The 25,051-nt window shown below is 61.3% G+C and carries 23 protein-coding genes and 1 pseudogene; 21 read left to right on the forward strand and 3 right to left on the reverse strand.

What is annotated here, in order from left to right:
- Positions 1 to 327: 327 nt before the first annotated feature.
- A complete protein-coding gene (locus tag ACN6KF_RS29995; protein WP_434960532.1) occupies positions 328 to 1,182 on the reverse strand; it encodes an IclR family transcriptional regulator in 855 nt (284 codons plus the stop codon).
- A 50-nt stretch (positions 1,183 to 1,232) separates the two neighbouring features.
- On the opposite strand from ACN6KF_RS29995, the gene ACN6KF_RS30000 reads away from it, so the two are divergent.
- The 7 genes from ACN6KF_RS30000 to ACN6KF_RS30030 all read left to right on the forward strand — a co-directional run bounded on the left by ACN6KF_RS30000 (position 1,233) and on the right by ACN6KF_RS30030 (position 8,087).
- Positions 1,233 to 1,982 (forward strand): SDR family oxidoreductase, encoded by a 750-nt coding sequence (locus tag ACN6KF_RS30000; RefSeq protein WP_434961345.1) that lies wholly within the window; start codon positions 1,233 to 1,235, stop codon positions 1,980 to 1,982.
- Between the two features lie 192 nt (positions 1,983 to 2,174).
- Positions 2,175 to 3,716, forward strand: coding sequence for a sugar ABC transporter ATP-binding protein (locus ACN6KF_RS30005; protein ID WP_434960533.1), 1,542 nt, complete (start codon positions 2,175 to 2,177; stop codon positions 3,714 to 3,716).
- Positions 3,716 to 4,714 (forward strand): ABC transporter permease, encoded by a 999-nt coding sequence (locus ACN6KF_RS30010; protein ID WP_434960534.1) that lies wholly within the window; start codon positions 3,716 to 3,718, stop codon positions 4,712 to 4,714. Before ACN6KF_RS30005 ends, ACN6KF_RS30010 begins: the two co-directional genes overlap by 1 nt.
- A gap of 69 nt (positions 4,715 to 4,783) precedes the next feature.
- The gene (locus ACN6KF_RS30015; protein WP_434960535.1) at positions 4,784 to 5,728 is read left to right on the forward strand and encodes an ABC transporter substrate-binding protein; all 945 of its coding nucleotides are present in this window, start codon (positions 4,784 to 4,786) and stop codon (positions 5,726 to 5,728) included.
- Between the two features lie 25 nt (positions 5,729 to 5,753).
- Complete coding sequence (locus tag ACN6KF_RS30020; RefSeq protein ID WP_434960536.1) at positions 5,754 to 6,002, forward strand: fumarylacetoacetate hydrolase family protein; 249 nt, start codon at positions 5,754 to 5,756, stop codon at positions 6,000 to 6,002.
- A 20-nt stretch (positions 6,003 to 6,022) separates the two neighbouring features.
- Positions 6,023 to 7,300 carry an L-fuconate dehydratase gene (locus ACN6KF_RS30025; protein WP_434960537.1) on the forward strand — a complete coding sequence of 426 codons (1,278 nt, stop codon included), beginning with the start codon at positions 6,023 to 6,025 and terminating at the stop codon, positions 7,298 to 7,300.
- Positions 7,301 to 7,310: 10 nt separating this feature from the next.
- A complete protein-coding gene (locus tag ACN6KF_RS30030; protein WP_434960538.1) occupies positions 7,311 to 8,087 on the forward strand; it encodes an L-fucose dehydrogenase in 777 nt (258 codons plus the stop codon).
- Between the two features lie 76 nt (positions 8,088 to 8,163).
- On the opposite strand, the gene ACN6KF_RS30035 is transcribed toward ACN6KF_RS30030, so the two are convergent.
- On the reverse strand, positions 8,164 to 8,997 hold the full coding sequence (locus ACN6KF_RS30035; protein WP_434960539.1) for an enoyl-CoA hydratase/isomerase family protein: 834 nt from the start codon (positions 8,995 to 8,997) through the stop codon (positions 8,164 to 8,166).
- Between the two features lie 126 nt (positions 8,998 to 9,123).
- Between ACN6KF_RS30035 and ACN6KF_RS30040 the strand changes: the two genes are divergently transcribed.
- The 9 genes and pseudogenes from ACN6KF_RS30040 to ACN6KF_RS30080 all read left to right on the forward strand — a co-directional run bounded on the left by ACN6KF_RS30040 (position 9,124) and on the right by ACN6KF_RS30080 (position 18,167).
- Positions 9,124 to 9,492 carry a winged helix-turn-helix transcriptional regulator gene (locus ACN6KF_RS30040; RefSeq protein ID WP_434960540.1) on the forward strand — a complete coding sequence of 123 codons (369 nt, stop codon included), beginning with the start codon at positions 9,124 to 9,126 and terminating at the stop codon, positions 9,490 to 9,492.
- Between the two features lie 315 nt (positions 9,493 to 9,807).
- Entirely contained in the window at positions 9,808 to 11,217 is a 1,410-nt protein-coding gene (locus ACN6KF_RS30045; protein WP_434960541.1) for a rhamnulokinase, read from the forward strand.
- A gap of 36 nt (positions 11,218 to 11,253) precedes the next feature.
- On the forward strand, positions 11,254 to 12,009 hold the full coding sequence (locus ACN6KF_RS30050) for a DeoR/GlpR family DNA-binding transcription regulator (protein WP_434960542.1): 756 nt from the start codon (positions 11,254 to 11,256) through the stop codon (positions 12,007 to 12,009).
- 97 nt (positions 12,010 to 12,106) lie between these two features.
- Positions 12,107 to 12,790 (forward strand): class II aldolase/adducin family protein, encoded by a 684-nt coding sequence (locus ACN6KF_RS30055; protein ID WP_434960543.1) that lies wholly within the window; start codon positions 12,107 to 12,109, stop codon positions 12,788 to 12,790.
- 49 nt (positions 12,791 to 12,839) lie between these two features.
- Positions 12,840 to 13,613, forward strand: a complete 774-nt coding sequence (locus ACN6KF_RS30060) for an SDR family NAD(P)-dependent oxidoreductase (protein ID WP_434960544.1) — start codon at positions 12,840 to 12,842, stop codon at positions 13,611 to 13,613.
- Positions 13,610 to 14,076, forward strand: a pseudogene (locus ACN6KF_RS30065) (SDR family NAD(P)-dependent oxidoreductase). Before ACN6KF_RS30060 ends, ACN6KF_RS30065 begins: the two are co-directional and overlap by 4 nt.
- Before the next feature lie 35 nt (positions 14,077 to 14,111).
- The gene (locus ACN6KF_RS30070; RefSeq protein ID WP_434960545.1) at positions 14,112 to 15,005 is read left to right on the forward strand and encodes a sugar phosphate isomerase/epimerase family protein; all 894 of its coding nucleotides are present in this window, start codon (positions 14,112 to 14,114) and stop codon (positions 15,003 to 15,005) included.
- 149 nt (positions 15,006 to 15,154) lie between these two features.
- Complete coding sequence (locus ACN6KF_RS30075) at positions 15,155 to 16,138, forward strand: ABC transporter ATP-binding protein (protein ID WP_434960546.1); 984 nt, start codon at positions 15,155 to 15,157, stop codon at positions 16,136 to 16,138.
- Between the two features lie 232 nt (positions 16,139 to 16,370).
- Positions 16,371 to 18,167 carry a flavin-containing monooxygenase gene (locus ACN6KF_RS30080; RefSeq protein ID WP_434960547.1) on the forward strand — a complete coding sequence of 599 codons (1,797 nt, stop codon included), beginning with the start codon at positions 16,371 to 16,373 and terminating at the stop codon, positions 18,165 to 18,167.
- 220 nt (positions 18,168 to 18,387) lie between these two features.
- On the opposite strand, the gene ACN6KF_RS30085 is transcribed toward ACN6KF_RS30080, so the two are convergent.
- Positions 18,388 to 19,029, reverse strand: a complete 642-nt coding sequence (locus ACN6KF_RS30085; RefSeq protein WP_434960548.1) for a TetR/AcrR family transcriptional regulator — start codon at positions 19,027 to 19,029, stop codon at positions 18,388 to 18,390.
- 326 nt (positions 19,030 to 19,355) lie between these two features.
- Here ACN6KF_RS30085 and ACN6KF_RS30090 point away from each other — a divergent pair, with 326 nt between their 5' ends.
- The 5 genes from ACN6KF_RS30090 (at position 19,356) to ACN6KF_RS30110 (ending at position 25,034) form a co-directional block, all read left to right on the forward strand.
- Positions 19,356 to 20,468, forward strand: a complete 1,113-nt coding sequence (locus ACN6KF_RS30090; protein WP_434960549.1) for a sugar ABC transporter substrate-binding protein — start codon at positions 19,356 to 19,358, stop codon at positions 20,466 to 20,468.
- An 83-nt stretch (positions 20,469 to 20,551) separates the two neighbouring features.
- The gene (locus ACN6KF_RS30095) at positions 20,552 to 21,517 is read left to right on the forward strand and encodes an ABC transporter permease (protein ID WP_434960550.1); all 966 of its coding nucleotides are present in this window, start codon (positions 20,552 to 20,554) and stop codon (positions 21,515 to 21,517) included.
- Between the two features lie 7 nt (positions 21,518 to 21,524).
- On the forward strand, positions 21,525 to 23,030 hold the full coding sequence (locus ACN6KF_RS30100) for a sugar ABC transporter ATP-binding protein (RefSeq protein ID WP_434960551.1): 1,506 nt from the start codon (positions 21,525 to 21,527) through the stop codon (positions 23,028 to 23,030).
- Positions 23,031 to 23,041: 11 nt separating this feature from the next.
- Positions 23,042 to 23,983, forward strand: a complete 942-nt coding sequence (locus ACN6KF_RS30105) for an ABC transporter permease (RefSeq protein WP_434961346.1) — start codon at positions 23,042 to 23,044, stop codon at positions 23,981 to 23,983.
- Between the two features lie 16 nt (positions 23,984 to 23,999).
- Positions 24,000 to 25,034 carry a zinc-dependent alcohol dehydrogenase gene (locus tag ACN6KF_RS30110; protein ID WP_434960552.1) on the forward strand — a complete coding sequence of 345 codons (1,035 nt, stop codon included), beginning with the start codon at positions 24,000 to 24,002 and terminating at the stop codon, positions 25,032 to 25,034.
- Positions 25,035 to 25,051: the final 17 nt, after the last annotated feature.

Consider the following 25,051-nt stretch of genomic DNA (forward strand, 5'->3'; position numbering starts at 1 on the left):
CGATCGTGCGGCCTGCTCCCTTGGCGATCCGTACAATCTTAAGCGGGCGTTCTTCGCCCACATCGAGAAGGGCAGGCAACCTCCCGGGCTGCCTTGTTCATCCGGAAGATCTTACAGCGGCCGCGCACACCGGCAGCCATGCCGATCACACACGCGGCCCCGTGTAGTGGTGATTTGAGCGTTTTCTTATCTCCGCTGCCTGTTGTCTGACGAAGCATTTCGCGCCTGAGGCATTGAGCGCCGAAGAGGGCGATCTACGGCCTGTTTCCGACAACGACAGCGAGCCCCACCTCCGGGCCGAGAGCGATGTGCTGGCCAGTCTCTCGACTATAAAAAGGATAATTTGTCGGCGACCTCCTTCAAGAGCCGAAGAGCATCGTCAATCCCGCCCTCGACCGAATCCAGACGATGCACGAAGGGGCAGGTCAAGACAGCGACCGCATGGCGCTCCGGCGACAGAATTGGCACGCTGACATCTTCGATGCCCCGAACCTCCTGGCTGTCCCCGATGCGATGGCCTTGCTGCCGGTATTCGGCGAGGTGAGACTTGATCGCCTGGAAGGACTTCTGCTTATCGGGATCGTCCCATCGAGCAAGGAGGTCCTCCATTATGGCCGGGCTCGCAAAAGCAAGGAGCGTTTGACCGGAACTCGTGGCGACAAGATCGATTGGCGCGCCGATCCGCAGTCCGAACTCCCAATTTCCCGGACAGCTTGCGTGTGCGACGACGACAGCCGCATCTGCCTCCCGCACGACGAGATGGCAGGACTGGCGCGTTTCGCGAGCGAATGCATCCATCAGCGGCTGGGCGGGGGCGACAAGCCGCCGCAACGGCGGATGCCGATGCGCCAGCGAGAAAAGCTTCATCGTCAGCGCATAGCGGTCTCCCTCGAGGGAGCGGCTGACATAGTTGCGCGCCACGAGCCGTTCGACCATGCGATAGACTTCGCCGGGACTGCGGCCCATGGCCTTGACGATCTCCGCGCGGGTGAGCCCGCCGGGCTGCTCGGATAAGAGTTCCAGAATATCCAAACCCTTGTCGAGAGCCGGAGCGCGGTAGCGATCCTCGCTCTCCATATCGGCCTTGAGTGGCGTCGCCATCGTCTTTTCTCTTTTTGCCATCGTTCTCGGTTTACATATAAACGTATTGTTCGTATAAGAAGCGTGCAGGCAGATTATCATGCAGAAGCATTGTGGTCGAAGTCACAGGCTCAGGGAGGATGGATAGGCCCATGCGTTTGGAAGGTAAGCGTATTTTCATTTCCGCCGCCGCGCAGGGCATTGGCCGAGCTAGCGCATTGGCTTGTGCCCGCGAAGGCGCCGAGGTGGTGGCAACCGACGTCAATATCGAAGGCCTGCGAACGCTTTCCGCCGAAGACAGCCGCATCGAAACCCTGCCTCTCGATGTTCGCGACGGATCGGCCGTCTCCGCCTTTGCTTCGGCCCAGACCCCTTTCGATGCGATCTTCAACTGTGTCGGTTTCGTCCACAACGGAACCATCCTCGATTGCGAGGAAGAGGACTGGGACTTTTCTTTCGACCTCAACGTAAAGTCGGCATATCGGGTAACGAGAGCCTTGCTGCCAGGGCTGCTTGACCGGGCCAATCAAACAGGCACAGCCGCGATTCTCAACATGGCCTCGATGGCGTCATCCATCAAAGGTTTCCCAAATCGCTTCGTCTATGGGGCGACGAAAGCTGCCGTCATCGGCTTCACCAAGAGTATTGCCGCCGATTATGCGTCCCGGCGGCTGCGATGCAACGCCGTCTGCCCCGGGACGGTCGATACGCCGTCGCTGCGCGAGCGTATCGCCACTGCCGCCGATCCCGTTCAGGCCGAAAAGGACTTCATTGCCCGCCAGCCGATGGGTCGCCTGGCAGCGGTCGGCGACATAGCACCGATGGTCGTCTTTCTCCTCTCCGATGAATCGCGTTTCGTCACCGGTCAAGCCGTTCTCGTCGATGGCGGCGTCACGATCTGAGGAAAGCGTGAGCGGGTGACGGGCGGATCGAGCGCTCATCGGTCTCCGTCAGCAACGGGGCTTGGATCTCGTTCGAGCCGATCTCGCAAGTAAAGCCAAAGTACTGGAGCCGGGATCTCGATCCTCGGCAGGTAGACTCGTGCCTAGCTGTATCGCCTCTCATTTTTGCGCAAGCCACATGGACCAGAGGTCATGAACGCAATCGTCTCGATGACGGCAATTGAGAAGACGTTCCCCGGTGTGCATGCCCTTCGTCAAGCGCGGCTGGAGCTCATGCGCGGCGAGGTCCATGCGTTGATGGGCGAGAACGGGGCCGGCAAATCGACCCTGATGAAGATCCTTTCCGGCATCTACACGCCTGATGCGGGCGAGATCCTGCTCGATGGCAGGCCGGTCACCATAACCTCGCCCAAACAGGCGCAGACCCTGGGCATCTGCATCATTCACCAGGAACTCAACCTGATGAATGACCTGACCGCCGCCCAGAACATCTTCATCGGTCGCGAGCCGCGCAAGGCAGCCGGCCTGCTGCTGGACGAAGCCAAGCTAAATGCCCAGGCGGCAACGATCTTCGCGGAAATGAATCTGCAACTCGATCCGCGCACGCCGGTCGGCAGTTTGACGGTCGCGCGCCAGCAGATGGTGGAAATCGCCAAGGCGCTGTCCTTCAATTCGCGCATCCTGATCATGGATGAGCCGACGGCGGCGCTCAATGATGCCGAGATCGCCGAACTCTTCGCCATCATTGCCAGGCTGAAGGCAGACGGTGTCGCCATCGTCTACATTTCCCACAAGATGGACGAGATCAAGCGCATTGCCGACAAGGTCACGGTGATGCGCGACGGGGAATATGTCGCCACCGTGCCTGCGGCGACAACGCCGCTTGAAACCATCATCTCCATGATGGTTGGCCGTACGCTGCAGGACGAAACACCCGTTTTCCCCGACCTCGGCGCCGCGCCGGAAGTGCTCAAGGTGGTGGGGCTGCGGCGCGGGCGCGAAATCCGGGACGTCAGCTTCGCGATCAGGAAAGGGGAGATCCTCGGCTTCGCCGGGTTGATGGGAGCCGGGCGCACCGAGGTTGCGCGTGCTATTTTCGGAGCAGACCGCCGCGAGGCCGGCGAGATCTTCATGCATGGGCGCAAAGTCTCCATCCACACGCCGCAAGACGCCGTGAGGGCCAGCATCGGTTATCTGTCGGAAGATCGAAAGCGTTTTGGCCTCGCCCTCGGCATGGATGTGCGAAACAACGTCGTCCTTGCCAGCATGAGGCGCTTCATCACTGCGGGAGGCATGCTCAGGGAAGGGGCGATGCGCCAGGTGGCGGTGGACTACATGGCGAGTCTTGCCATCAAGACGCCGTCGGACCGCCAGACCGTGCGCCTGCTGTCAGGCGGCAATCAGCAGAAGGTCGTCATCGCCAAATGGCTGCTGCGTGACTGCGACCTCCTCATTTTCGACGAGCCGACGCGGGGCATCGATATCGGCGCCAAGAGCGAGATCTACAAACTGCTCAACGCCCTCGCGGCGGAGGGGAAGGCGATCATCGTGATCTCCTCCGAATTGCCGGAGGTGGTTCGGCTGAGTCACCGCATCGCGGTGATGTGCGAGGGCCGCTTGACCGGCATGCTGCCGGGAGGCGCCTCGCAGGAAGAAATCATGCGCCTGGCAACCCAACGCCATGGCGGCGTGGCAGCCGAAATAGCGCAAGGCGACCATCGGGGAGGACATTGATGAGCAGTACGACAGCAGCCGGCGCGCCTACTTCCAAGCGCTTCGCCGACGCGCAGCAAAAATTGCTGGCTTTCGCGAGCCTGATCGCGCTCGTGGCGGTTTTCGGGATATTGCGACCCGACAGCTTCCTGCAATCGTCGAATTTCGTTGCCATCCTGCAGCAGACCACGGTGAATGGCGTGCTGGCCATCGCCGCTACCCTGGTGATCATCACCGGTGGCATCGATCTGTCGATCGGCACGCTGATGTCCTTTTGCGCCGTCATTGCCGGCGTGATCCTCACATGGGGGCAGATGCCGCTGGCCGTGGGCGTGATCGGCACGATCCTGGCAGGCGCGGCGGTAGGCATTTTTTCCGGGACGCTCGTCGCCAAGCTGAAGATCCCGCCTTTCATCGCGACGCTTGGCATGATGCTGGTGCTCAAGGGAGCTGCCCTGCTGATTTCGGGAACCAAGCCGATCTATTTCAACTCGACGCCGGGCTACAGCAAGATCTCGCTGGGTTCGCTGGTCGGCGATGTCGTTCCAGGCTTGCCGCTGCCCAATGGCGTGCTGGTGCTGTTCGCCGTGGCGATCGTCACCAGCTTCATCCTTGGCCGCACCATCCTCGGCCGCTTTACCTTCGCATTGGGATCCAACGAGGAGGCCGTGCGCCTGTCGGGTGTCAATGTCGACGCCTGGAAGATCGCCATCTATGCCCTTGCGGGCGGTATCTGCGGTATTGCCGGCATTCTGCTTTCCTCGCGTCTCAACTCGGCCCAGCCGGCACTCGGCCAGGGCTACGAACTCGATGCCATCGCGGCCGTCGTCATCGGTGGTACCTCGCTCAGCGGCGGGCGGGGCACCATTCTGGGAACGCTCATCGGAGCCTTGATCACCAGCGTCCTGTCCAATGGCTTGCGCATCATGTCGGTGCCGCAGGAATGGCAGTTCGTCGCCACCGGCTCGATCATCATCCTCGCCGTTTTCTTCGACATGCTGCGCCAGCGTCGGCAATAGGCGCGCGGGCGCGTGCCGAACCAAAGAGTGAAAAGCTCAAGACCCTCATAACCTAGGAAGGAGACGTCCATGATCACCAGACGCATGATGCTCGGAGCGGCCGCCGCATTGGCGCTTGCCGGCTTGGCTCCCGCGGCCCAGGCTGCCGACCAGCCTTATGTCGCGTTGATTTCGAAGGGCTTCCAGCATCAGTTCTGGCAGGCCGTCAAGGCCGGTGCCGACAAGGCGGCCAAGGATTTCAACGTCAAGGTGACGTTCGAAGGGCCGGAATCGGAAACCCAGGTCGACAAGCAGATCGACATGCTCGCCGCTGCCCTCTCGCGCAAACCGTCAGCGATCGGCTTTGCTGCACTCGACAGTCAGGCCGCTGTGCCGCTCTTGCAGCAGGCGGCGGATGCCAAAATCCCGGTGATCGCCTTCGACTCCGGCGTCGACAGCCCGATTCCGCTCAGCACTGCCGCCACAGACAACCAGGCTGCAGCGGCGCTGGCCGCCGACAAGATGGCCGCGCTCATCGGCAATGAAGGCAAGATCGCGCTGGTGGTGCACGATCAGACCAGCCGGACCGGCATCGACCGGCGTGACGGTTTCGTCAACCGCATCAAGGAAGCCTACCCCAAGATCGAGATCGTCTCCATTCAATATGGCGACGGCGACCAGCTCAAATCGACCGAGATCACCAAGTCGATCCTGCAGGCCAATCCCGATCTCAAGGGAATTTTCGGTTCGAACGAAGGCTCGGCCATCGGCGTGGTCAATGGCGTGAGCGAGACGGGCAGGAAGCTCGTCGTGATCGGTTATGATTCCGGTGCTGCCCAGATCAAGGCCATTCGCGACGGCGTGATGGCTGGTGCCATCACTCAGAATCCGGTCGGCATCGGCTACAGGACGGTAGAGGCGGCGGTCAAGGCCCTCAAGGGCGAGACATTGCCACCGAAGATCGATACCGGTTTCTACTATTACGACAAGAGCAACATCGATCAGCCGGAAATCAAGGCGGTCCTCTACGATTGAGTATGGCTCCCTCAATTACGGGGCGGTGCGCCGAAGCATCGTCCCGCTTCAATCTGCTCAAGGCAGAGCCAAGACCATGATCTGCGCCGTCCGTTACATGATTTCCTGTCGTTCCCGCTTCCTGCGCCTGCAGATGGGTGACATTATCTCGACCGGCGTGCCGCCGGGCGCCGGTCTTGGTCAGCAACCGCCCGTCTATCTGCAGCCCGGCCAAACCGTTTCACAGGGCATCGAGGGCTTGGGCGAACGCAAACAGCGCGTCGTCGCGGCCTGATCTTCCAAGGAATAGTTTTCATGACCATTATCACCGGCATGCAGGTCCTCGATCTGCGCTTTCCAACCTCGCAGCATCTCGACGGTTCGGATGCGATGAATCCCGATCCCGATTATTCGGCTGCCTATGTGATCCTGGAAACGGATACGGGCGGGCTCGCGGGGCACGGCCTTACCTTCACCATCGGTCGCGGCAATGAAATCTGCTGCGCGGCCATCGAGGCGCTTCGGCATCTCGTCGTGGGGCTCGACATGGACGTGGTCACCAAGGACATGGGCGCCTTCTGGCGTCACATGACCTCCGACAGCCAGTTGCGCTGGATCGGTCCGGACAAGGGTGCGATCCACCTTGCCACCGGTGCCGTGGTCAATGCGGTCTGGGATCTTTGGGCGAAGATCGAGAAGAAGCCCGTCTGGCGGCTCGTCGCGGACATGACGCCGGAAGAGTTCGTGCGCTGCATCGACTTTCGCTACATCACGGACTGCATCACGCCCGAGGAGGCGATCGACCTCCTGCGTGGGCTCGAGCAGGGCAAGGCTGAGCGCCTCCAGACGCTGCAGCAGGAAGGCTATCCCTGCTATACGACATCTGCCGGCTGGCTCGGTTATAGCGACGAGAAGCTGCGCCGCCTTGCCAGGGAGGCTGTCGAGGCCGGCTTCAACCACATCAAGTTGAAGGTCGGGCGCGATCTCGAAGACGATATTCGCCGCCTGAGTATCGCCCGCGAAGCCGTCGGCCCCAATGTCAAGCTGATGATCGACGCCAATCAGGTCTGGGAAGTCGACCAGGCGATCGACTGGGTGAAGAAGCTCAGCTTCGTCAAGCCTTGGTTCATCGAGGAGCCCACCAGTCCCGACGATGTCGAGGGGCATCGCAGGATCCGGGCAGCCGTGGCCCCGGTACAGGTCGCGACCGGCGAGATGTGCCAGAACCGCGTCATGTTCAAGCAGTTCATCATGCGCGGCGCCATCGATGTCGTGCAGATCGATGCCTGCCGCATCGGCGGCATCAACGAGGTTCTCGCCGTGCTGCTCATGGCAGCGAAATACAAGCTTCTCGTCTGCCCTCATGCCGGCGGCGTCGGCCTGTGCGAATATGTGCAGCATCTGTCGATGATCGATTATCTCGTCGTCTCCGGTTCGCGGGACGGGCGGGTGATCGAGTTCGTCGATCACCTCCACGAGCATTTCAAGGATCCCTGCATCATCCAGGGAGCTGCCTATATGCCGCCGTCCGAACCGGGGTTCTCGATCGAGATGAAGGAACAGACCCTTTCAGATTTCCGCTTTCGCGGTTGAGGAGAGACGAATGGATCTTGGTCTGAAAGACAAAGTCTTCATCGTGACCGGCGGTGGCGCCGGGATCGGTGGGGCGATTACGCTGGGGCTTGCGGCAGAGGGCGCGATTCCCGTCATTTTCGGGCGCAGCCCGCTGGACGCTGATTTCGAAAGGCGCCTCCGCGAGGCTTCACCCGCGGCCCTGTTCGTGAGGGCCGATCTGACGCAAGACCAGGCCTGCGAAATGGCCGTCGCGGAGGCCTACAAGGCCTTCGGTAAAATTGATGGCTTGGTCAATAATGCCGGTGCAAACGACGGTGTTGGCCTGGAGGCGGGGCCGGCCGATTTCCGTGCGTCGCTGGAGCGCAATCTCATCCACTACTATACCCTTGCCCATCACTGCCTACCTGCATTGCGGCTTTCGAAAGGCTCGATCGTCAATATTTCCTCGAAGACGGCGTTGACGGGGCAGGGCAATACGAGCGGCTACACGGCCGCGAAAGGCGCGCAACTGGCGCTCACCCGCGAATGGGCGGCGGCGTTGCGAGAGGACGGCATTCGCGTCAATGCCGTCATCCCCGCCGAGGTGATGACGCCGCTTTATGAGCGTTGGTTGAACACTTTTGAGGATCCGCAAGCGCGGTTGCAGGACATCACGCACCGTATCCCGCTCGGCAAGCGCATGACGACGGCCGAGGAAATCGCCAATACGGTGATTTTCCTCCTGTCCGATGCCTCCAGCCATACCACGGGCCAATGGCTCTTCGTCGACGGCGGTTACGTGCATCTCGATCGCGCTCTGGTATGATAAGGTCGTTTTGGCGGAGCGGTGAGGGCAGGCATTCAGTCTGACCAAGGATCAGCGCAGATCGTAGCGGCGCAGGTCAGATGGCCAGGGCGCGGAGCAAGCCTTCGAGATTGCGCTCGCCGTCCTTGGTCTGTGCGCCGGCCCTCAGGCCGCCCCGGATCAGCTTTTCGGCTGCGGGACGTTCGAAAAGTCCGGCCCAGGCATCATGCTCACGGCGAAAGCCTTCTTGCAGGTCTGTCACAGGCACGGCTTGCTTGGCGGCGGCGATGACGCCTTCGGGCAACGCGGCGATGTTGCGCGCCAGCCGATCGACGAAATCGTCAAGCTCTGCCGCCGGCAAGGCTCGGTTGATCCATCCGTAGCGCTCCGCCGTCGCGGCATCGGTGAGATCGCCGCCGAGGATCACCTCGAGAGCGCGACCGCGCGTCATCCGACTGGATAGATATTGGGTGGCGCCGCCCCCCGGGGTGATGCCCATCAACGCCTCGCACTGCGCGAGCCCTGCTCGGTCCTGGGCGGCGAACGCCATGTCGGCTGCCGCAACGAACTCTGCGCCGCCGCCTCGGGCCAGCCCGGCGAGCTTGACGATGGTCACCTGCGGCTGCTCCCGCAGGAGTTCGCCGAACGCCTGGAATGGGTTGAGCCCGTCAGGAGCATCGCGCACGAGCTCGTCGAAGGCATGCGGTTCGTCGATCAATGTCATGTCGACATGGGCGATGAAGAACTCTGGATCGGCGCTCTGGAAAACCAGCACGCGCGTGTTTGGATCGTTGCGCAATGACAGGAGCAGGCGGCGGATTTCGCCCATCAAAGTCACATCGAGGACGTTGACCGGCGGATTGTCGATCGTGATCGTCGCGACGCCATCCGCCTGGGAAATGCGGAGCTTGCTGAAGTCTGCGTCTGTCATATCTACTTCTCTTTGTTTCGGGGAATACCGGGCGTTGGACTTTCACGCGTTTGATCATATGGTATTCATTGGATACCTAGCGTCAATTACGCACCTGAAGCATCCCAGGGATGCCGGAGGATACCGATGGATGACACCGATCCGATCTACCGTGCCGACTGCCCGAGCCGCGTGATCCTCGATCAGATCGCCGACAAATGGTCGATGATGGTGCTGGCGGTGCTGCGGGAGCCACGTCGCTTCAATGCGATCAAGCGCCGTCTCGATGGGGTCACGCAGCGCGTGCTGACTCAGACACTGCGCAAGCTGGAGCGCAATGGCATGGTGACCCGCCGAGTGTTGGCTGGCCGCGTGCTCGGCGTCGAGTATGCGCTGACACCGCTGGGCCAATCATTGCAGGGCCCATTCGCCATCCTGTTCGACTGGACCGTCGAGAACATGGGCGTGATTCAGGATTGCCAGCGCAGCTATGACGTACTTTCAGCGAGCGATTGAGTTGCCGCTCCGCCTCAGAATGCACCAGCGGGCCGTTCCCACACCTGGTGGCCGGCCATGGCATCGTCCGCTGGATGAGCCGGTCCGCGATGGCTAGAGGCCACCTCCATCCTGGTTGGGTCACGATGCGAAAGAGAAGAAGCTCTCCCTCCGATCAAAAGGACCTCCCAATCATCCCGCCTAATCGGCAATTGTCGGTTGCAGGTCGGCTGCGTTGGGCTCTAATGTCAAATTCGGACTTTTGACAACAATCGACCTGTCGAGTTTGCCCGATAATGTTGTTTATCGCGGAAGGTCGGAAATCGGAAAGAGGTGATGACGCGTTGTCTCGTACTTGACCTTGGAGCCGGCAGCGGCCGTGCGATGCTGGCTACGTTTGAGAACCGCCAGCTACGGCTCGACGAAATTCACCGCTTCGACGGCTATGCGGTCGAAAGGGACGACGGCCCTCATTGGTCCCTCCCGTGCCTTTTCGATGAGATCGAGGAGAGCCTGCGCCGGTGCAGGGTCGAGGTCGGTTCGCTCGATTCCATCGGCGTGGATAGCTGGGGCCTGGACTATGCGTTGCTGGATCATGCCGGCGGGCTGGTAGGAGAGCCCTATCACTACCGCCATCCGCGCTCGCAGCGCGGACGGGAAGCCTTGCGGCTCGCCCCGCAAGAGCTCTACGCGATCTCGGGCGCGCAGGACCTGCCTGTCAATACGATTTGCCAGCTTTTCGACCAGGCTCGGCATGGCCCCGATGAACTGGCAAAGAGCCGCGGCCTTCTGATGATGGCCGATGTCGTCAATTACCATCTGACCGGGAACCTGCGGTCCGAACTGAGCCTGGCGCGCACGTCCGGGCTCGTCGATGCCCGTACGGAAGATTGGAGTACCGAGCTTTGCCAAAGGCTCGGTCTGCCACGGCAGCTACTGCAGCCCATCATTCGCCCTGCCGAGGTCTATGGCACGCTGCGCGGTGAACTTGCCGACAGGCTGGGATTGGGGCCGGTTCCGGTGATCTCGGTCGCGGCCCATGATACGGCCAGCGCGGTAGCGGCGCTCGATCTAACCGATGGCGGCGGCTTCGTGATCTGCGGATCATGGTCCCTGATCGGCCTGGAGCGGCGTGTGCCCGATCTCGATGATGGCGTGCGGGCCTCAGGCTTCGGGAATGAGGGCGGCATTCTCGGCCGTACCTTCCTGGTCAAGAGCCTGAACGGCCTGCATCTCATCCAGAAATTGCGGGCTGCCTGGCAGCAGCGCCACGGCCGGCCGGTGACGTTTGCCGGGATCGCCGATGAAGTCACGAGAGCCGCTGCCCTGGATGATACGCCCGCCATCGATCCATCCGATCCGCTCTTCTTCAATCCCCCGGACATCATCGAGGCGATCCGCCGATCATGTGCGCGGAACGGCACCTTTCCTCCCTACGACCTCGGAGGCCTGGCGCTGGCCGTCTATAATGGCTTGGCCGCAGAAATCGGTTCTGCGGTCAAGACGATCGAGAAGCTGACGGGCCGTCCGCTGCCGAGCCTCACTTTGTGTGGCGGTGGCGTGCGGGATGCAGTTCTGTGTGACAGGATCGCCGCCCGTGCCGGAAAGACCGTGCGGATCGGTCCAGCCGAAGCGAGTTCCTGGGGCAATGCCTTGGTTCAGCTCCTTGGCCTGGGCCAGATAAAATCATTGGAAGAAGGGCGGGCTCTGGTTGAACAGTCCGCGGACATTCGCGATCTTGTCTGAAACGTTCCGATATTTGGTCAGGTGATCCGGTGATGCATGTTGGCGGTTGAGCGAAAAACCAGGATACTCGACCTTGTCACCCGCAACCGCAGCGTTGTGGTGGCCGAACTCAGCCAGGAACTGGGGGTCACCGAAGAGACCATACGGCGCGATCTCAACAAGCTCGAAAAAGAGGGCCTCCTCAGCCGGACGCATGGGGGCGCGATCGCACTCCAGGGCGAAGCCGAAGACCTGCCTTATCGGACACGGCATCTCATCAACATCGAAGCCAAGCGCTCGATCGCCGGGAAGGCATCGACGCTCGTCAGGGACGGCGACGCGGTGATGATGGATTCGTCCTCGACGGCCTATGAGACTTTGAGAGCGATTGGCAACCGGCGGGATTTGACCCTCATTACCAATTCCGTACGCATCCTGTCGGACCCCAGCCTGCCCCCTTACACGATCATGTCGGTCGGTGGAGAATTGCGGCGCCGCTCGATGACCTTCGTCGGCCCGCTGGCCGGCCAGACCATCGCCCAGTTCAATGCGGATGTCGCCCTGATCAGTTGCAAGGCAATCTCGCTGACCGGCGGTCTCATGGAGGCGAACATGGCCGATGCGGACGTGAAGCGCGCCTTCATCGAGAGCGCACAACGGGTTTGCCTCCTCGTCGACAGCGAGAAATTCGACAAGACGGCCCTGATCAGCATTTGCGGCTTCGGACCCATCGATTTCGTGGTCACGGACCGGGAGCCATCGCCGGAATGGCGCGAATTGTTCGAAAGGAACCAGGTGAAGCTGATCGTGTAATGGATATAATCGGACAAACACAGAAAATATAATGTCTGGATTATTGACTTTTTGACCGAATATCCGAAAACTTGGGGCGACCAATGAGGTGCCCGGCATGCAAGACGATCTGCGATTGCGCGAATATATCTGTGAAATCGGGCGGCGCGCTTATGCGCGCGAGATGGGCGCCGCCAATGACGGCAACTTCTCGGTTCTCCTGGATGACGGCACCTTGCTGTGCACCCCGACCAGCGTCTCCAAGGGGTTCATGACGCCTGACATGATCTGCCGGATCGACCGGCAGGGCGCTCTTCTCGAAGACAGGGGTTTTCGTCCCTCGACCGAAATTAAGATGCATCTCTGCGTCTACGACCGTCGTCCTGATGTCCGGGCCGTCGTGCACGCCCATCCCCTCTATGCCACCGTTCACGCCATCTGCGGCAAGCCGATCACGCAGCAGATCATGCCCGAATCCACCATGTTCCTCGGCGAGGTGCCTCTGACGCCCTATGCGCTGCCCTCGACGAGCGAATTGTCCGATGCGATCGCTCCCTATCTCGACCGATATGACGCCCTGCTCCTGGAAAACCATGGCGCGCTGTCCTACGGGCACGATCTCACCAGTGCCTATTTCAAGATGGAAGCGCTCGATTATTACGCCAAGGTCGTCTACCTCGCGGCCCATTATGGCGGCGCGAAGGAATTCAACGCCGAGCAGATCGAGAGGCTTCTCGATATCCGCCGCACCAAATTCGCTCAGCCCGGACGCCATCCCTTCCTCGATCGGCCTGCCGAATAAGAGCGGGCTCGACCTGCATTGCCATAATATCCGCAAACGGGAGGATCCCATGTATGTGCGCAAGTTCCGTCTTGACGGCCGGGTTGCCGTCGTCACCGGCGGGGGACGTGGCATTGGCCTGAGTTGCGCAGAGGCTTTGTTGGAAAACGGCGCAAAAGTCGTCATCGCGGACATCGACCTGTCGATCGCCGCCGAAGGGCAGGCGGAACTGGCGCGCAGGGGCTATGAAGTCGATGTGCGCCAGGTCGACGTGACCAAGCCCGCCGAGGTTGATGCCCTGGCCGGCGACATTGTGCGGGACCATGGCCGGGTCGACATCCTCGTTGCCAATGCGGGCATTGCCCGTTCGGGAACGGCGGCCGAGGATGTGACCGACGAGCACTGGCTGCACGTGAACGACGTGAACTACAATGGCGTTTTCTGGTGCAATCGCGCGTTCGGCCGCCACATGCTCAAGGCGGGGCGGGGGGCTATCGTGAATATCGGCTCGATGTCCGGCCTGATTTCGAACCGCCCTCAAAAGCAGACCTACTACAATGCGGCCAAGGCCGCGGTACACCAGATGACCTCGTCTCTGGCTGCGGAATGGGCCGATCGTGGCGTACGGGTCAATGCGGTGGCGCCGACCTATATCGAGACGGCGATGACAATGTACCGGCACGACAATGACGGCATGATCGATGTCTGGCTGCGCGACACGCCGATGCACCGCCTCGGCAAGCCGGACGAGATCGCATCGGTGGTGCATTTCCTAGCCTGCGATGCTTCCAGCCTGATGACGGGAACCACGGTGGTGGCAGACGGCGGGTTCACCTGCTGGTGACATGCGGCACCATCGATGTCCTGGTCAACAATGCGGGTGTCCTGTCGGTCCACAAGGTCGAGGATATCGAGCCTGACGCGTGGGACCGCATGTACGACGTCAACACCAAGGGCACCTTCATGGTGACCAAGGCCCTGCTTGGCCATTCCCGGCAGCGCAAGGCCGGGCGCATTACTGTTCCTGCAAGGCCGCGGTGATCAGCTTCACCCACATCCTGGCCATGGAGGTCGGCCTCGACGGCATCACCGTCAATGCGGTCTGCCCCGGCATCATCGACACCGACATGGGCCGCAACAATTATCGGGACGAAGAGTCGCTCAAGAAAGTCATCGAGAAGACCACGCTCGGGCGCCTGGGATATCCTGAGGATGTCGTCGGCTCCGTCGCCTTTTTCGCATCCGATGATGCATCCTTCATCACCGGGCAGGCGCTCAACGTCTGCGGCGGCATCATCTTCCACTGAAACCATCAACCTCCGCTGAAAGAAAGACCAGCATCGTGAACAATAAACTGGGACTGCACGCCTTTGTCTGGACACCCGGCTGGAGCCACGAACAGTGCGCTCGCGCCATCGGGAAGACGGCGGAACTGGGCTATGACATCATCGAAGCGCCGGCCCTCGATCCGAGCGTATTCGACGTGGATTTCACGCGGCGCGAACTCGAGAAAGCCAATGTCGGCATCACCTTCTCCCTCGGCCTCGATGCCACCACCGATATCTCGAATGGCGACCCCGAGATGGCCAAGCGCGGCGAACGGCGCCTTCTCGACATCGTCTCCATCGCCCGAGACCTGAAGGGCACGCATATCTGCGGGATCATCTATTCGGCGTTCCAGAAATATGCCGTGCCGCCCACAAAGGATGGTGTCGCCCGCGCCGTCGAGGTCCTGCAGCGCGTCGCCGAGCAGGCGGCCAAGAGCGATATCACCCTCGGGCTGGAGGTGGTCAACCGCTATGAGAGCAACGTCCTCAACACGGCGGCGCAGGCGGTCGAGATGTGCAAGCGCATCGGCGCCCCGAATGTGAAGGTCCATCTCGACTGCTACCACATGAACATCGAGGAGGCCGACGTCGCCGCCGCCATCGTCGAGACCGGACCGCTGCTCGGCTATTTCCACACCGGCGATTCAAATCGAGGCTATCTCGGGACGGGGTCGATCGATTTCAAGATGATCTTCCGCGCCCTCGCCAAGGCCAATTACCAGGGACCGATCACCTTCGAATCCTTCTCCTCCCGGGTCGTCGGCCAGCCTCTCGAAGGTATTCTCGGCATCTGGCGTGACCTGTGGGACGACGGCGACGACCTGGCCGCTCATGCCAAGATCTTCACGCAAGCCCATCTCAAGGCCGCCTATGAGACCGAAAAGCGCGGCCGCAGCAGCCTCGTCTAGATCGGATACCAAGTCGCGAAGATGCTGACGCATACGCGACTTGAGCACCTCGCGATTTTCGATGCCAAATCAAAGGCTTGGCGAAAATCGTGAGACGGAACCAAGAGCCATTTTCAATGACTCTCGGTGTGAGCCATCAGGAGGTGACCATGGGAAGCATTCAGTTCGACCGTGTCAGCAAGAAATATGGGTCCCATCAGATCGTCTCCGACGTCAGCCTGGAGGTGAAGGACGGCGAGTTCGTGGTGTTCGTCGGCCCGTCGGGCTGCGGAAAGTCGTCGCTGCTCCGGCTGATCACCGGCCTGGAGCAACTGTCGGAGGGCCGCGTGCTGATCGACGGCACGGATGTCTCCCGGCTCGCGCCGGCGGACCGTCGCATTGCCATGGTCTTCCAGTCCTACGCGCTCTATCCGCATATGAGCGTGTGTGACAATATCGGCTTCGGCCTGAAGATCGCCGGCATGCCCAAGCAGGAAATCGCCAGCAAGGTGGCGATCGGGCGGGCCATCGTGCGCTCGTCCACGGCCTTCCCGTTCGACGAACCCTTGTCGAATCTCGACGCGGCCTTGCGCGTGCAGATGCGCATCGAACTGGTCCGGCTGCATCGCATCCTTCGCACCACGATGATCTATGTCACCCACGACCAGGTCGAGGCCATGACGATGGCCGATCGCATCGTGGTGCTGCGGGCCGGCAATGTCGAGCAGTTCAGCACGCCGCTCGAACTCTACGACCGTGCCGCCAACCTTTTCGTCGCAAGCTTCATCGGCTCGCCCAAAATGAACTTCGTGCCGGCGATGCCGAGCGGCGACAAGGAGTTGGAGCTCGCCGGTGGCTCGAAAGTCGCTCTGCCGGATGGGCGGGGCACCCGGCTGGACCAGAAGATGACCTTCGGTGTCCGCCCCGAGCACTTTCTCTATTCCCCCGATGCTGGGCTGTGGGACGGCACGGTGTCCCTGGAGGAGCAACTCGGTGGCGACGCCCTGCTCTATGTCGACGTGCCATCGCTCGGAACCATTACCGTGCGCGCCGTGGGAGAAAGGCGCTTCAAGACCGGCGATAGGATCTTCCTTACGCCTGATGCGTCCCGCGTGCATTTCTTCGATGAGCACGATGTGGCCATTGCCGCATGATGCGCAATTCCTTCCCGATCGATTTCGGTTTCAGAGTTACTTGACACATACTTTGTGATCACCTCCATTTGGTACTGAAAGAACGAGGTGCGAGAAGAATCCATAGTATTACGTCTGCATATACGGCCTTTTGGCGATACGGATTGCCGGTATGCGTTGTTAAATCGCCGCTTTTTGCGGGCGCCCGGATCACAATGAGGCGCGCTTTGAAAAACCATAGGGATGAAATGCCATGAGTAGATCAGATGCAAAGGGCCAGCTTTCGAGGTGGCTGGATCGCTTTGCTCTCGCCGCGGCTGCTGCCGACAAATCCGGGCTCCTCGCTCTGTTCGCGGAGGATTGCTACTGGCGCGATCTGCTGGCGTTCACCTGGAACCTTTACACTGCTGAGGGCGGGGAAGGCGTCGGCGGCCTGATCGATGCGACCTTGGCACGCACGCGGCCCAGCGCCTTTGCCGTGCAGGACGAGGTGTCGGAAACCGATGGCGTCATCGAAGGATTTTTCACGTTTGAAACCGGCGAAGCGCGCTGTCGCGGCTATATCCGCCTCAAGGGCGATCTGTGCTGGACGCTGCTGACCTCGATGGAGGAACTGAAGGGATTCGAAGAAAAGAAAGGGCGCCGCCGCGTCATGGGCGCCCAGCATGGCGTACACCGCGATCGGCAGACCTGGCTGGAGCGACGGCAGGAGGAAGATAGCCTCCTGGGCACCGAGACCCAACCCTATTGCGTGATCGTCGGAGCCGGGCAGGGCGGCCTGGCCCTCGGGGCCCGGCTTAAGCGTCTCGGTGTGCCGACCCTCATCGTCGAGGCCCATGAGAGACCGGGCGATTCATGGCGCAAGCGCTACAAGTCGCTCTGCCTGCACGATCCGGTCTGGTACGACCACATGCCCTATCTGCCTTTCCCCGATGACTGGCCTGTTTATACGCCCAAGGACAAGATGGCTGACTGGCTCGAAGCCTATGCCAAGGTGATGGAACTTAATGTCTGGAGTTCCTCTCCTTGTCGGAAGGCATCCTTCGATGCCGCGCGAGGGCAATGGACCGTGGAAGTCTCGCGCGAGGGCAAGCCGGTTGCGCTCACGCCCAAGCACCTCATTTTGGCGACCGGCATGTCCGGTATTCCCAATGAACCTGCATTTCCCGGCATGGAGCTTTTTGCAGGCGAGCAATGCCACTCCAGCCGCTACAAGAGCAGTGATGCCTATAGCGGCAGGAAATGCGTCGTCATCGGCTCGAACAACTCAGCCCACGATATTTGCGCCGATCTGTGGGAGAAGGGCGCCGATGTCACCATGGTGCAGCGAACCTCGACCCATGTCGCGAGTTCAGACGCGCTCTTCCAGTTCGGCACCAGCCGGCTCTATTCGGAGGAGGCGCTCGAGCAGGGCATCGATACCGACAAGGCCGATTTGTTGAATGCCTCGGTGCCCTACAGGCTCATGCCGGACATTCTCAGGCCCGTGACCGCGTCCATCAAGGCCGCGGATGCCGATCTCCTGGAGAGACTTGAAAAGGTCGGCTTCCTGCTCGACTTCGGCGACGATGAATCCGGCCTTTTTCTCAAATATATGCGGCGCGGTTCGGGCTACTACATCGATGTCGGGGCGTCAGACCTGATTGCAAACGGGGACATCAAGCTGAAAAGCGGCGTGGGGGTCCGCGAAATCACCCGGAACGGCGTCATGCTCAGCGATGGCACCGAGTTGCCGGCCGAGCTCATCATCTACGCCACCGGCTATGGCTCGATGAATGGCTGGGCCGCCAGGCTGATTTCGCAGGAGGTCGCGGACAGGGTGGGCAAGGTCTGGGGGCTCGGCTCCGATACCACTAAGGATCCCGGCCCCTGGGAGGGTGAACCGCGCAACATGTGGAAGCCGACCCGGCAGGAAGGGCTGTGGTTCCATGGCGGAAACCTGCACCAGTCCCGCCATTACTCCCAATATCTCGCATTGCAGTTGAAGGCGCGCATGGAAGGCCTGCCCACGCCGGTGTTCGGGATGCCGCTGGTTCATCATCTGGTATGACGATGGCGAAAAGACTGTCCGGTGGCTGACTGCCGCGACCGATGCAACGGCGGAGAGATCCACATCGGACGGGGCGCACAATAGTGCCTCGTCCTGGGACTGCCAGCATCTTGCTGGCTCCTGGGCGGGGGACCTTTGCGGGCGGAAGCCAGAAAGATGCTGGCGGTCCCGGGGGAAATCCAAAATCGCCTATGCAGATCAGCGTCTTCGAGACCGGATATCAGGCCTCGACAAGCCGCATGATGGTATCGACGTTGAAACGGATCCGTTCTTCAAGCGCTTCGGGGGTCATGAGGTCGCGTTGAAAGACAATCGAACCGGTATAGCGATTTGTAAAATAGTAATATCCGATCGCTGCAATCGTGATGTTCAGTTGTACGGGGTCAATGCCTGACCGGAATTCACCCGTCTCGACGCCGCGATCAAGCAATTTCCCGACCATGTCGACAAAGCGCGTGCTCACCTGGCGCACCACTTCGGATTTCTTGATGTGCTTTGCCTTGTGCAGATTGGCGCTGTTGACGAGCGTCAGAAATTCCGGGTTCTTCAGGTAATAATTCCAGGTAAATCGCACCAGGCGCTCAAGCGCATCCTTGGGGGGCAGTCGTTCCAGATCGAGCTTTTGCTCGGCCGTTCGTATGTCGGAATAGGCGTCTTCCAAGACGCGTTGAAATAAATCCTCCTTGCTTTTGAAGTAATGATAGATCATGCGCTTGTTGGCCTTGGCGCGTTCGGCAATGATGTCGACCCTTGCGCCGCCAAGTCCGTTTTTCGAGAATTCCTTCTTCGCCGCGGCAAGGATTCTTGCTTGCGTGGCTTCCGCGTCTCGGATCCGGGGTCGCTTGGGGGGATTGGTGAGCATTCCTACCTCATTGGGCGTCGCCTGATGCGGAGCCGTCCGTGATGGTACTCGAGGCCGCGTGCCTCTTTCCAGTTACGCTTTGTCGGCCGGTCGGCGGATTCGATCAAGAATTTTGGTAACTTACTGGTTACTTTGACGCTGCGCCAGTGCCGCTTCCACTTTCCCGCTTTCCCTTGCCGCAATGATCCGAGGCTGCGCCCGCGCATCCGGCAGCGTTGACACATCGACGATAACGAAGTAACTAGATAGTGCAATATCGAGAACGCGACAGCGTCCAATGGCGCTCAAAAGCGCGGCGCGATGCGAAGGTCGGCAGGGAGGAAGACATGTCGTTCATCAAGAAATTCATCGAGCAGGAGACGATCAATCGTCGCAATCTACTCCTGGCATCCGCCTATGGTCTGGGCGGGTTGGCGACGCTCGGAGGGTTGGGTTCGACTGCCGCAAGGGCGGCAGCATCCAGCCCGACGATAGCCTGGAGCTATCGAGACAGGACCAATCCCTATTGGAACTACATCGTCTCTGGCGGCGAGGCCTTCGTCGAGAGCCTGGGGCTGCCCAAGACCGCACTGGTCAACCTCATCAATGAGGGATCCAGCGAAAAGTCGCTGGCGGACGTCAAGGCGTTGCTCGGCAAGAACGGCAGCAAGGTCGCACTGGCGATCGATGCGAACGATGCGCCGAACTGCCGTCCCGTGGTGGAGGCCGTTGCGGCCGCCGGCGCCTATGTCTCGACCATCTGGAACAAGACCGACGACCTGCATCCCTGGGACTTCGGCGACCACTACGTGTCCCACATGACCTGGTCGGACGAGGGGCCGGCAGAGCAGACTGCCCGCATCCTCATGGACGCCATGGGCAAGAAGGGCGGCGTGGTTCATCTGGGTGGGATCGCCTCCAACAATCCCGCCATCGAGCGCCTCAACGGGCTCAAGAAGGCCCTCAAGGACTATCCCGACGTGCAACTGCTCGATGCGCAGCCGGCAGACTGGGATACGCAGAAGGCAAATCAGGTCATGGCCGGCTTCATCACGCGCTACGGCGACGAGATCAAGGGCGTTCACTGCGCCAACGACACGATTGCCTACGGCGTGCTCGAGGCGCTGCGTGCAGAGGGCATCGAGGGGATGCCCGTCGTCTCCTATGACGGCAACCAGCAGGCTGTGGAACTCGTCGCCAAGGGACAGATCCTGGCGACCGTCTTCACCAACCCCTACTGGGGCGGCGGCATCAGCGCGGCGCTCGCCTATTACGCAGCGACGGGAGCCTTCAAGCCTTCGAGCGAACCCAAGGAGCACCGCGAGTTCTATGGGCCGACGATCCTGGTCACGCCCAAGGACGCCCTGGAATTCAAGGCCAAATATCTCGACACCAATCCCAAATATGATTGGAAGGACTTCTGGGGCCCGAGCAAGGGGCAGATCCAGTACAAGTCCTGATCCCTTCCTTCCGCACCGGCCGCACGCCCTCCAGGGGGAGGGCATGCGGCCGCGTCCCGTTCCCTCCGATGCAAGAGCGCGACATGGATAGCTTGCTCACCAAGGACAATATTCAAAAGTGGGCACCCGTCCTGGTGCTCCTGGCGCTCGTGTTGTTCTTCTCGGTCGTCAATCCCAACTTCCTGTCGGTGCGCAATTTCGCCCGCATCGCGATTTCGTCGACGCCGGCGCTGATGGTCGCGGTTGGCGTGACGTTCGTCATCCTGATGGGCTCCATCGATCTGTCGATGGAGGGCTCGGTTGCGGTGTGCGCGGTGCTCTTTGCCACGCTGTTCGGGGCGTTGGGCGGTTCCCTTGCCGGCTGGGGCTGGCTGGCGATCCCGGGCGCCATGGCAGTCGGGGCAATCTTCGGAGCCATCACCGGCCTGGTCCATGTCCGCCTGAAGATTCCTTCGTTCATGGCCAGCCTGTCGATGGGTTTCGTCGGCATCGGACTTTCGCTGCTGATCACCGGCGGTGACCGCATCCTCGTCGAGGATCCTCTCTTTCGCTCGCTGCTCACCTATCGTCTCGGCGGCTTCCCGTTGATGGCGTATGTGGCGCTTGCGGCGGTGGTCGCCGGCTGGTTCATCCAGACACAGACGACCATCGGACGAAATTTCTACGCCGTCGGAGGCGGCGAGGACCTGGCCCACGCATCGGGGCTCAATGTCTCCAGGGTACGGGTCATCTGTTTCATGATCGCCGGCGTCTTCTACGCCCTCGGAGCCATTCTCGCCGTAGCCCAGATCGGCATCGCCGAGACCGTGACCGGCCGAAACTTCATGTTCGTCTCGGTCACATCGGTCGTCGTCGGCGGCACGGCGCTTTGGGGCGGAGCCGGCGGCGTCTGGAACACACTGGTCGGCGTGCTGATCGTCAATGTCATCGGCAATGGCATGGTGGTGATCGGCCTGCCGAGCTACGTGCAGGATGGCGTCCTCGGCCTCCTGGTCATCACAGCAGTCTATCTGTCCACCGATCGTCGATCGCTGGCCTTTGTGAAATAGGCGCGCCATGTTCGAACTTCGAAACGTCGAAAAACGCTTCCCCGGCGTCCATGCGCTGAAGGGCATCAATTTCCAGATCGACCGCGGCGAGATCATCGGGCTCGTCGGCGAGAACGGCGCCGGCAAATCCACGCTGATGAAGGTGATCTACGGCGCCGTCCAGCATGACGGCGGCGAGGTGCTCGTCGACGGCAAGGCCGTCCGCTTCCAGAACCCGCGCGAAGCCATGGATCGCGGCGTGGGCATGGTCTTCCAGGAGCAGTCGCTCATCCCCAACCTGACCGTGATGGAGAACATCTTCCTCGGATTCGAGAAGCAGTTCGCCCGCTTCGGCAAGATCAACTGGAAGCGCATGGCGAAGGCGGCGGGCGAGCAGTTGAAGAAGGTCAAGCTGCAGATCGACCCCAGGACGGTCACCTCGAAGCTCTCCTTTGCCCAGCGCCAGCTCGTCGAATTGGCGAAGGTGCTGACGCTCGAGGAGCGCGTGCACGGCCATCTCGTGATCCTCCTCGACGAGCCGACATCGGTCCTTTCGAAGGAGGAGATCGGGCTGCTGTTCAGCCTGGTACGAGACCTGCGCAAGCGGGCGTCCTTCATCTTCGTCTCGCATCGCCTCGACGAAGTCATCGAGCTGTCCGATCGCATCTATGTGCTCAAGGATGGCGCGGTGGTCGATGTGGTCAAAGGCGCCGAGGCCAAGGCCGAAGCCATCCAGCAGCGGATGGTCGGCCGCGACATCAACCAGGAATATTACCGGGAAGAAAAACAGCGTCCCTACGATGTCCAGAAGCTGCTCTTGCAGGCGGACCAGATCAGCCTGCCCGGGCACTACCGGGACATCTCCGTCAAACTGCATGCCGGCGAGGTGCTGGCACTCGTCGGGGTCGAAGGGTGCGGAAGCGAGGCGATCCTGCGCACGATCTTCGGCCTTGAGCGGATGCAATCGGGCGCATTGGCCGTCCAGGGCAGCCAGGTGCACGACTTCGGTCCTTCGCAGGGTGTCGCCCGCGGCATCGGATATGTTCCCAGGGAGCGCAAGATCGAAGGCATCGTCGGCGGCATGAACGTCTTCGAGAACATGACGCTCTCGCAGCTTGGCAACTATGCCAAGGCCGGCGTTCTGGACATTGGCTCCGAGCGCAAGCTCGCGCGTGACTGGATCAAGCGCCTGTCGATCAAAGCCTCCTCCGAGAACGCCGATTGCGGAAACCTTTCGGGTGGCAATCAGCAGAAGGTCGTGCTCGCAAAATGGCGCAGTGGCGGCTCGAACATCATCCTCCTCGACCATCCCACGCGTGGCCTCGACATCGGCGCCAAGGAGGACGTCTACGAAATGATCCGGGAGATGTCAGCCGACGGCGTGGGCATCGTGCTCATCGCCGACACACTCGAAGAGGCCATCGGCCTCAGTCACACCATAGCCGTTGTCAAGGATGGCGAGATCCAAAAATGGTTCAATTGTCAGCCAGGCGCAAAGCCCTCCCTCTACGACCTGCTTCATCATATGACGTGAGCGCCAGGGTGATGAATCTCCACCAGCTCAAGCGCCATTTTCCCTGGATCACGCTTCTCGTGCTGATCCTGCTTGTCGGCATCATGGATCCGACCTTCCTCAGGCCGCAGAACCTGATGGAGCTCGGCGCCGACATCGCGCCCCTGTTCATCATGGCGCTCGGCATGACGCTCGCCATCTATATCGGCGGCATCGATCTTTCGGCTCAGTCCGTCGCGAACATGACGACGGTGCTCGCCACCCTGTCGCTGCCCTATCTCGGCGTCTTCAGCGCACTCCTGATCGCGCTGGTGGGCTTGCTGTTCGGTGCCGTCTCCGGGCTGGTGACGACGAGGCTCAAGGTGCCCTCCTTCATTGCCACCTTGGCGGTTGGCGGCTTTGCCCTTTCCGTCGGCCAGTTCGCTTCGGGCCAGCGTGCCTTGCACATGGATGTAGGGGCGAGGGACCAGGCGTTCGGATGGATGTTCGGCAGAACCGCCGGCATCCCGCACGAATTGATCGTGTCGCTGGGACTGCTTGCGATAGCCTGGTTCATTCAAAGCCGGACGACTGCCGGGCGCACGCTGAAGGCCGTGGGTGCCGGCGAGCTGGCGGCGGTCGCATCAGGCATACGCGTCGAGCGCTACAAGATCCTGGCCTTTGCCCTTTCCGGCCTGTTTGCGGCGATCGCGGGGCTCATGTTCTCGGTCAAGCTGTCGGGCGGCTCGCCGACCCTGGCCGAGGGCTTTCTCCTGCCAGCCATCGTAGCGGTGCTGGTCGGCGGCACCCCGCTCACCGGCGGCGTCGGTGGTGTCGTCAATACGCTCATCGGCGCGATGATCGTGGCCGTCGTGCGCGCGAGCATGCTCTATCTCAATATCCCCGCGACGGGTCAGCAGATCTTCTTCGGCATCGTGCTCATCGTCGCGATCGCCCTCACCATCGACCGCTCGAAGATGCGGATCGTGAAGTAAGCGAGGGGAGAGCCACATGGAAACAATGCGAGCCGCGGTGCTTACCCGCCCCGGGGCATTCGAAGTCCGGGACGTTCCCATCCCTCGGATCGGCCCGGATGACGCTCTCATCAAGGTGGATCGCTGCGGTATCTGCGGCACCGACATCCATATCTTCAAGGGCCACTATGCCGCCGACACCCTGCCCTTCATTCCCGGGCATGAGTTCACAGGCACGGTGAGCCGCGTGGGTGACAGGGTCCAGGGCTTCGAGGTCGGACAGCGTGTCGTTGCGGACGTCAATATCGGCTGCGGACATTGCTACTTCTGCCGCCGCGGCGAGGTCCTCAATTGCCAGGCAGTCAGTCAGATCGGAATCCATCGCGATGGCGGGTTTGCGGAGTTTGTCGCGGTTCCTGCCCGGCTGGTCATTCCCGCGCCCAGCGAAGCCAAGCCCGAGTTGCTGGCGCTGACGGAGCCGGTCGCCTGTGTTGTCAGGGCCGCGCGCAAATCCGGCATCGGTTTCGGCATGTCGGTCGTCGTGCTCGGCGCAGGGCCGATCGGCAATCTCCATATCCAGATGATGCGCCTCGTCGGAGCCGCCCCGATCATCGCCGTGGAGCCGTCGCGACCCCGAGCGGAACTCGCCGAGAGGGCTGGCGCCGATCTCGTCATCACCGACCCCAAGGACGCCCGCAGGCTCGTCGCCGAGGCGACGGAGGGGCGTGGAGCGGACGTGGTGATCGAAAGCGTTGGCGCCCCCGCACTCTACGCCGAGGCTTTCAGGCTCATCCGTCCCGGAGGCCATGTTGCCGCCTTCGGCATCACGGGCCCCGGCGACAGCGTGCCGCTTCCCTTGCTCGAAACGGTCCTGCGGGAAAACTCGGTCAAAGGTTCAGTGGCCGGCATTGGCCAGGATATGCACGATGCCCTGACGCTGCTGACCCACGGGCGCTTCCAAATCGAGCCCTTCATCGGCTCGGTCGTGCCACTGAGCGCAATTCAGTCCGCCTTCGAGACCATCCAGGATCGGCCGACTGTTCTGAAAACACAGATCGATACGACGGCATGACCGCTTCGGGTCCCCCG

Source organism: Labrys methylaminiphilus subsp. lupini, assembly GCF_051161885.1.
Taxonomy (GTDB): domain Bacteria; phylum Pseudomonadota; class Alphaproteobacteria; order Rhizobiales; family Labraceae; genus Labrys.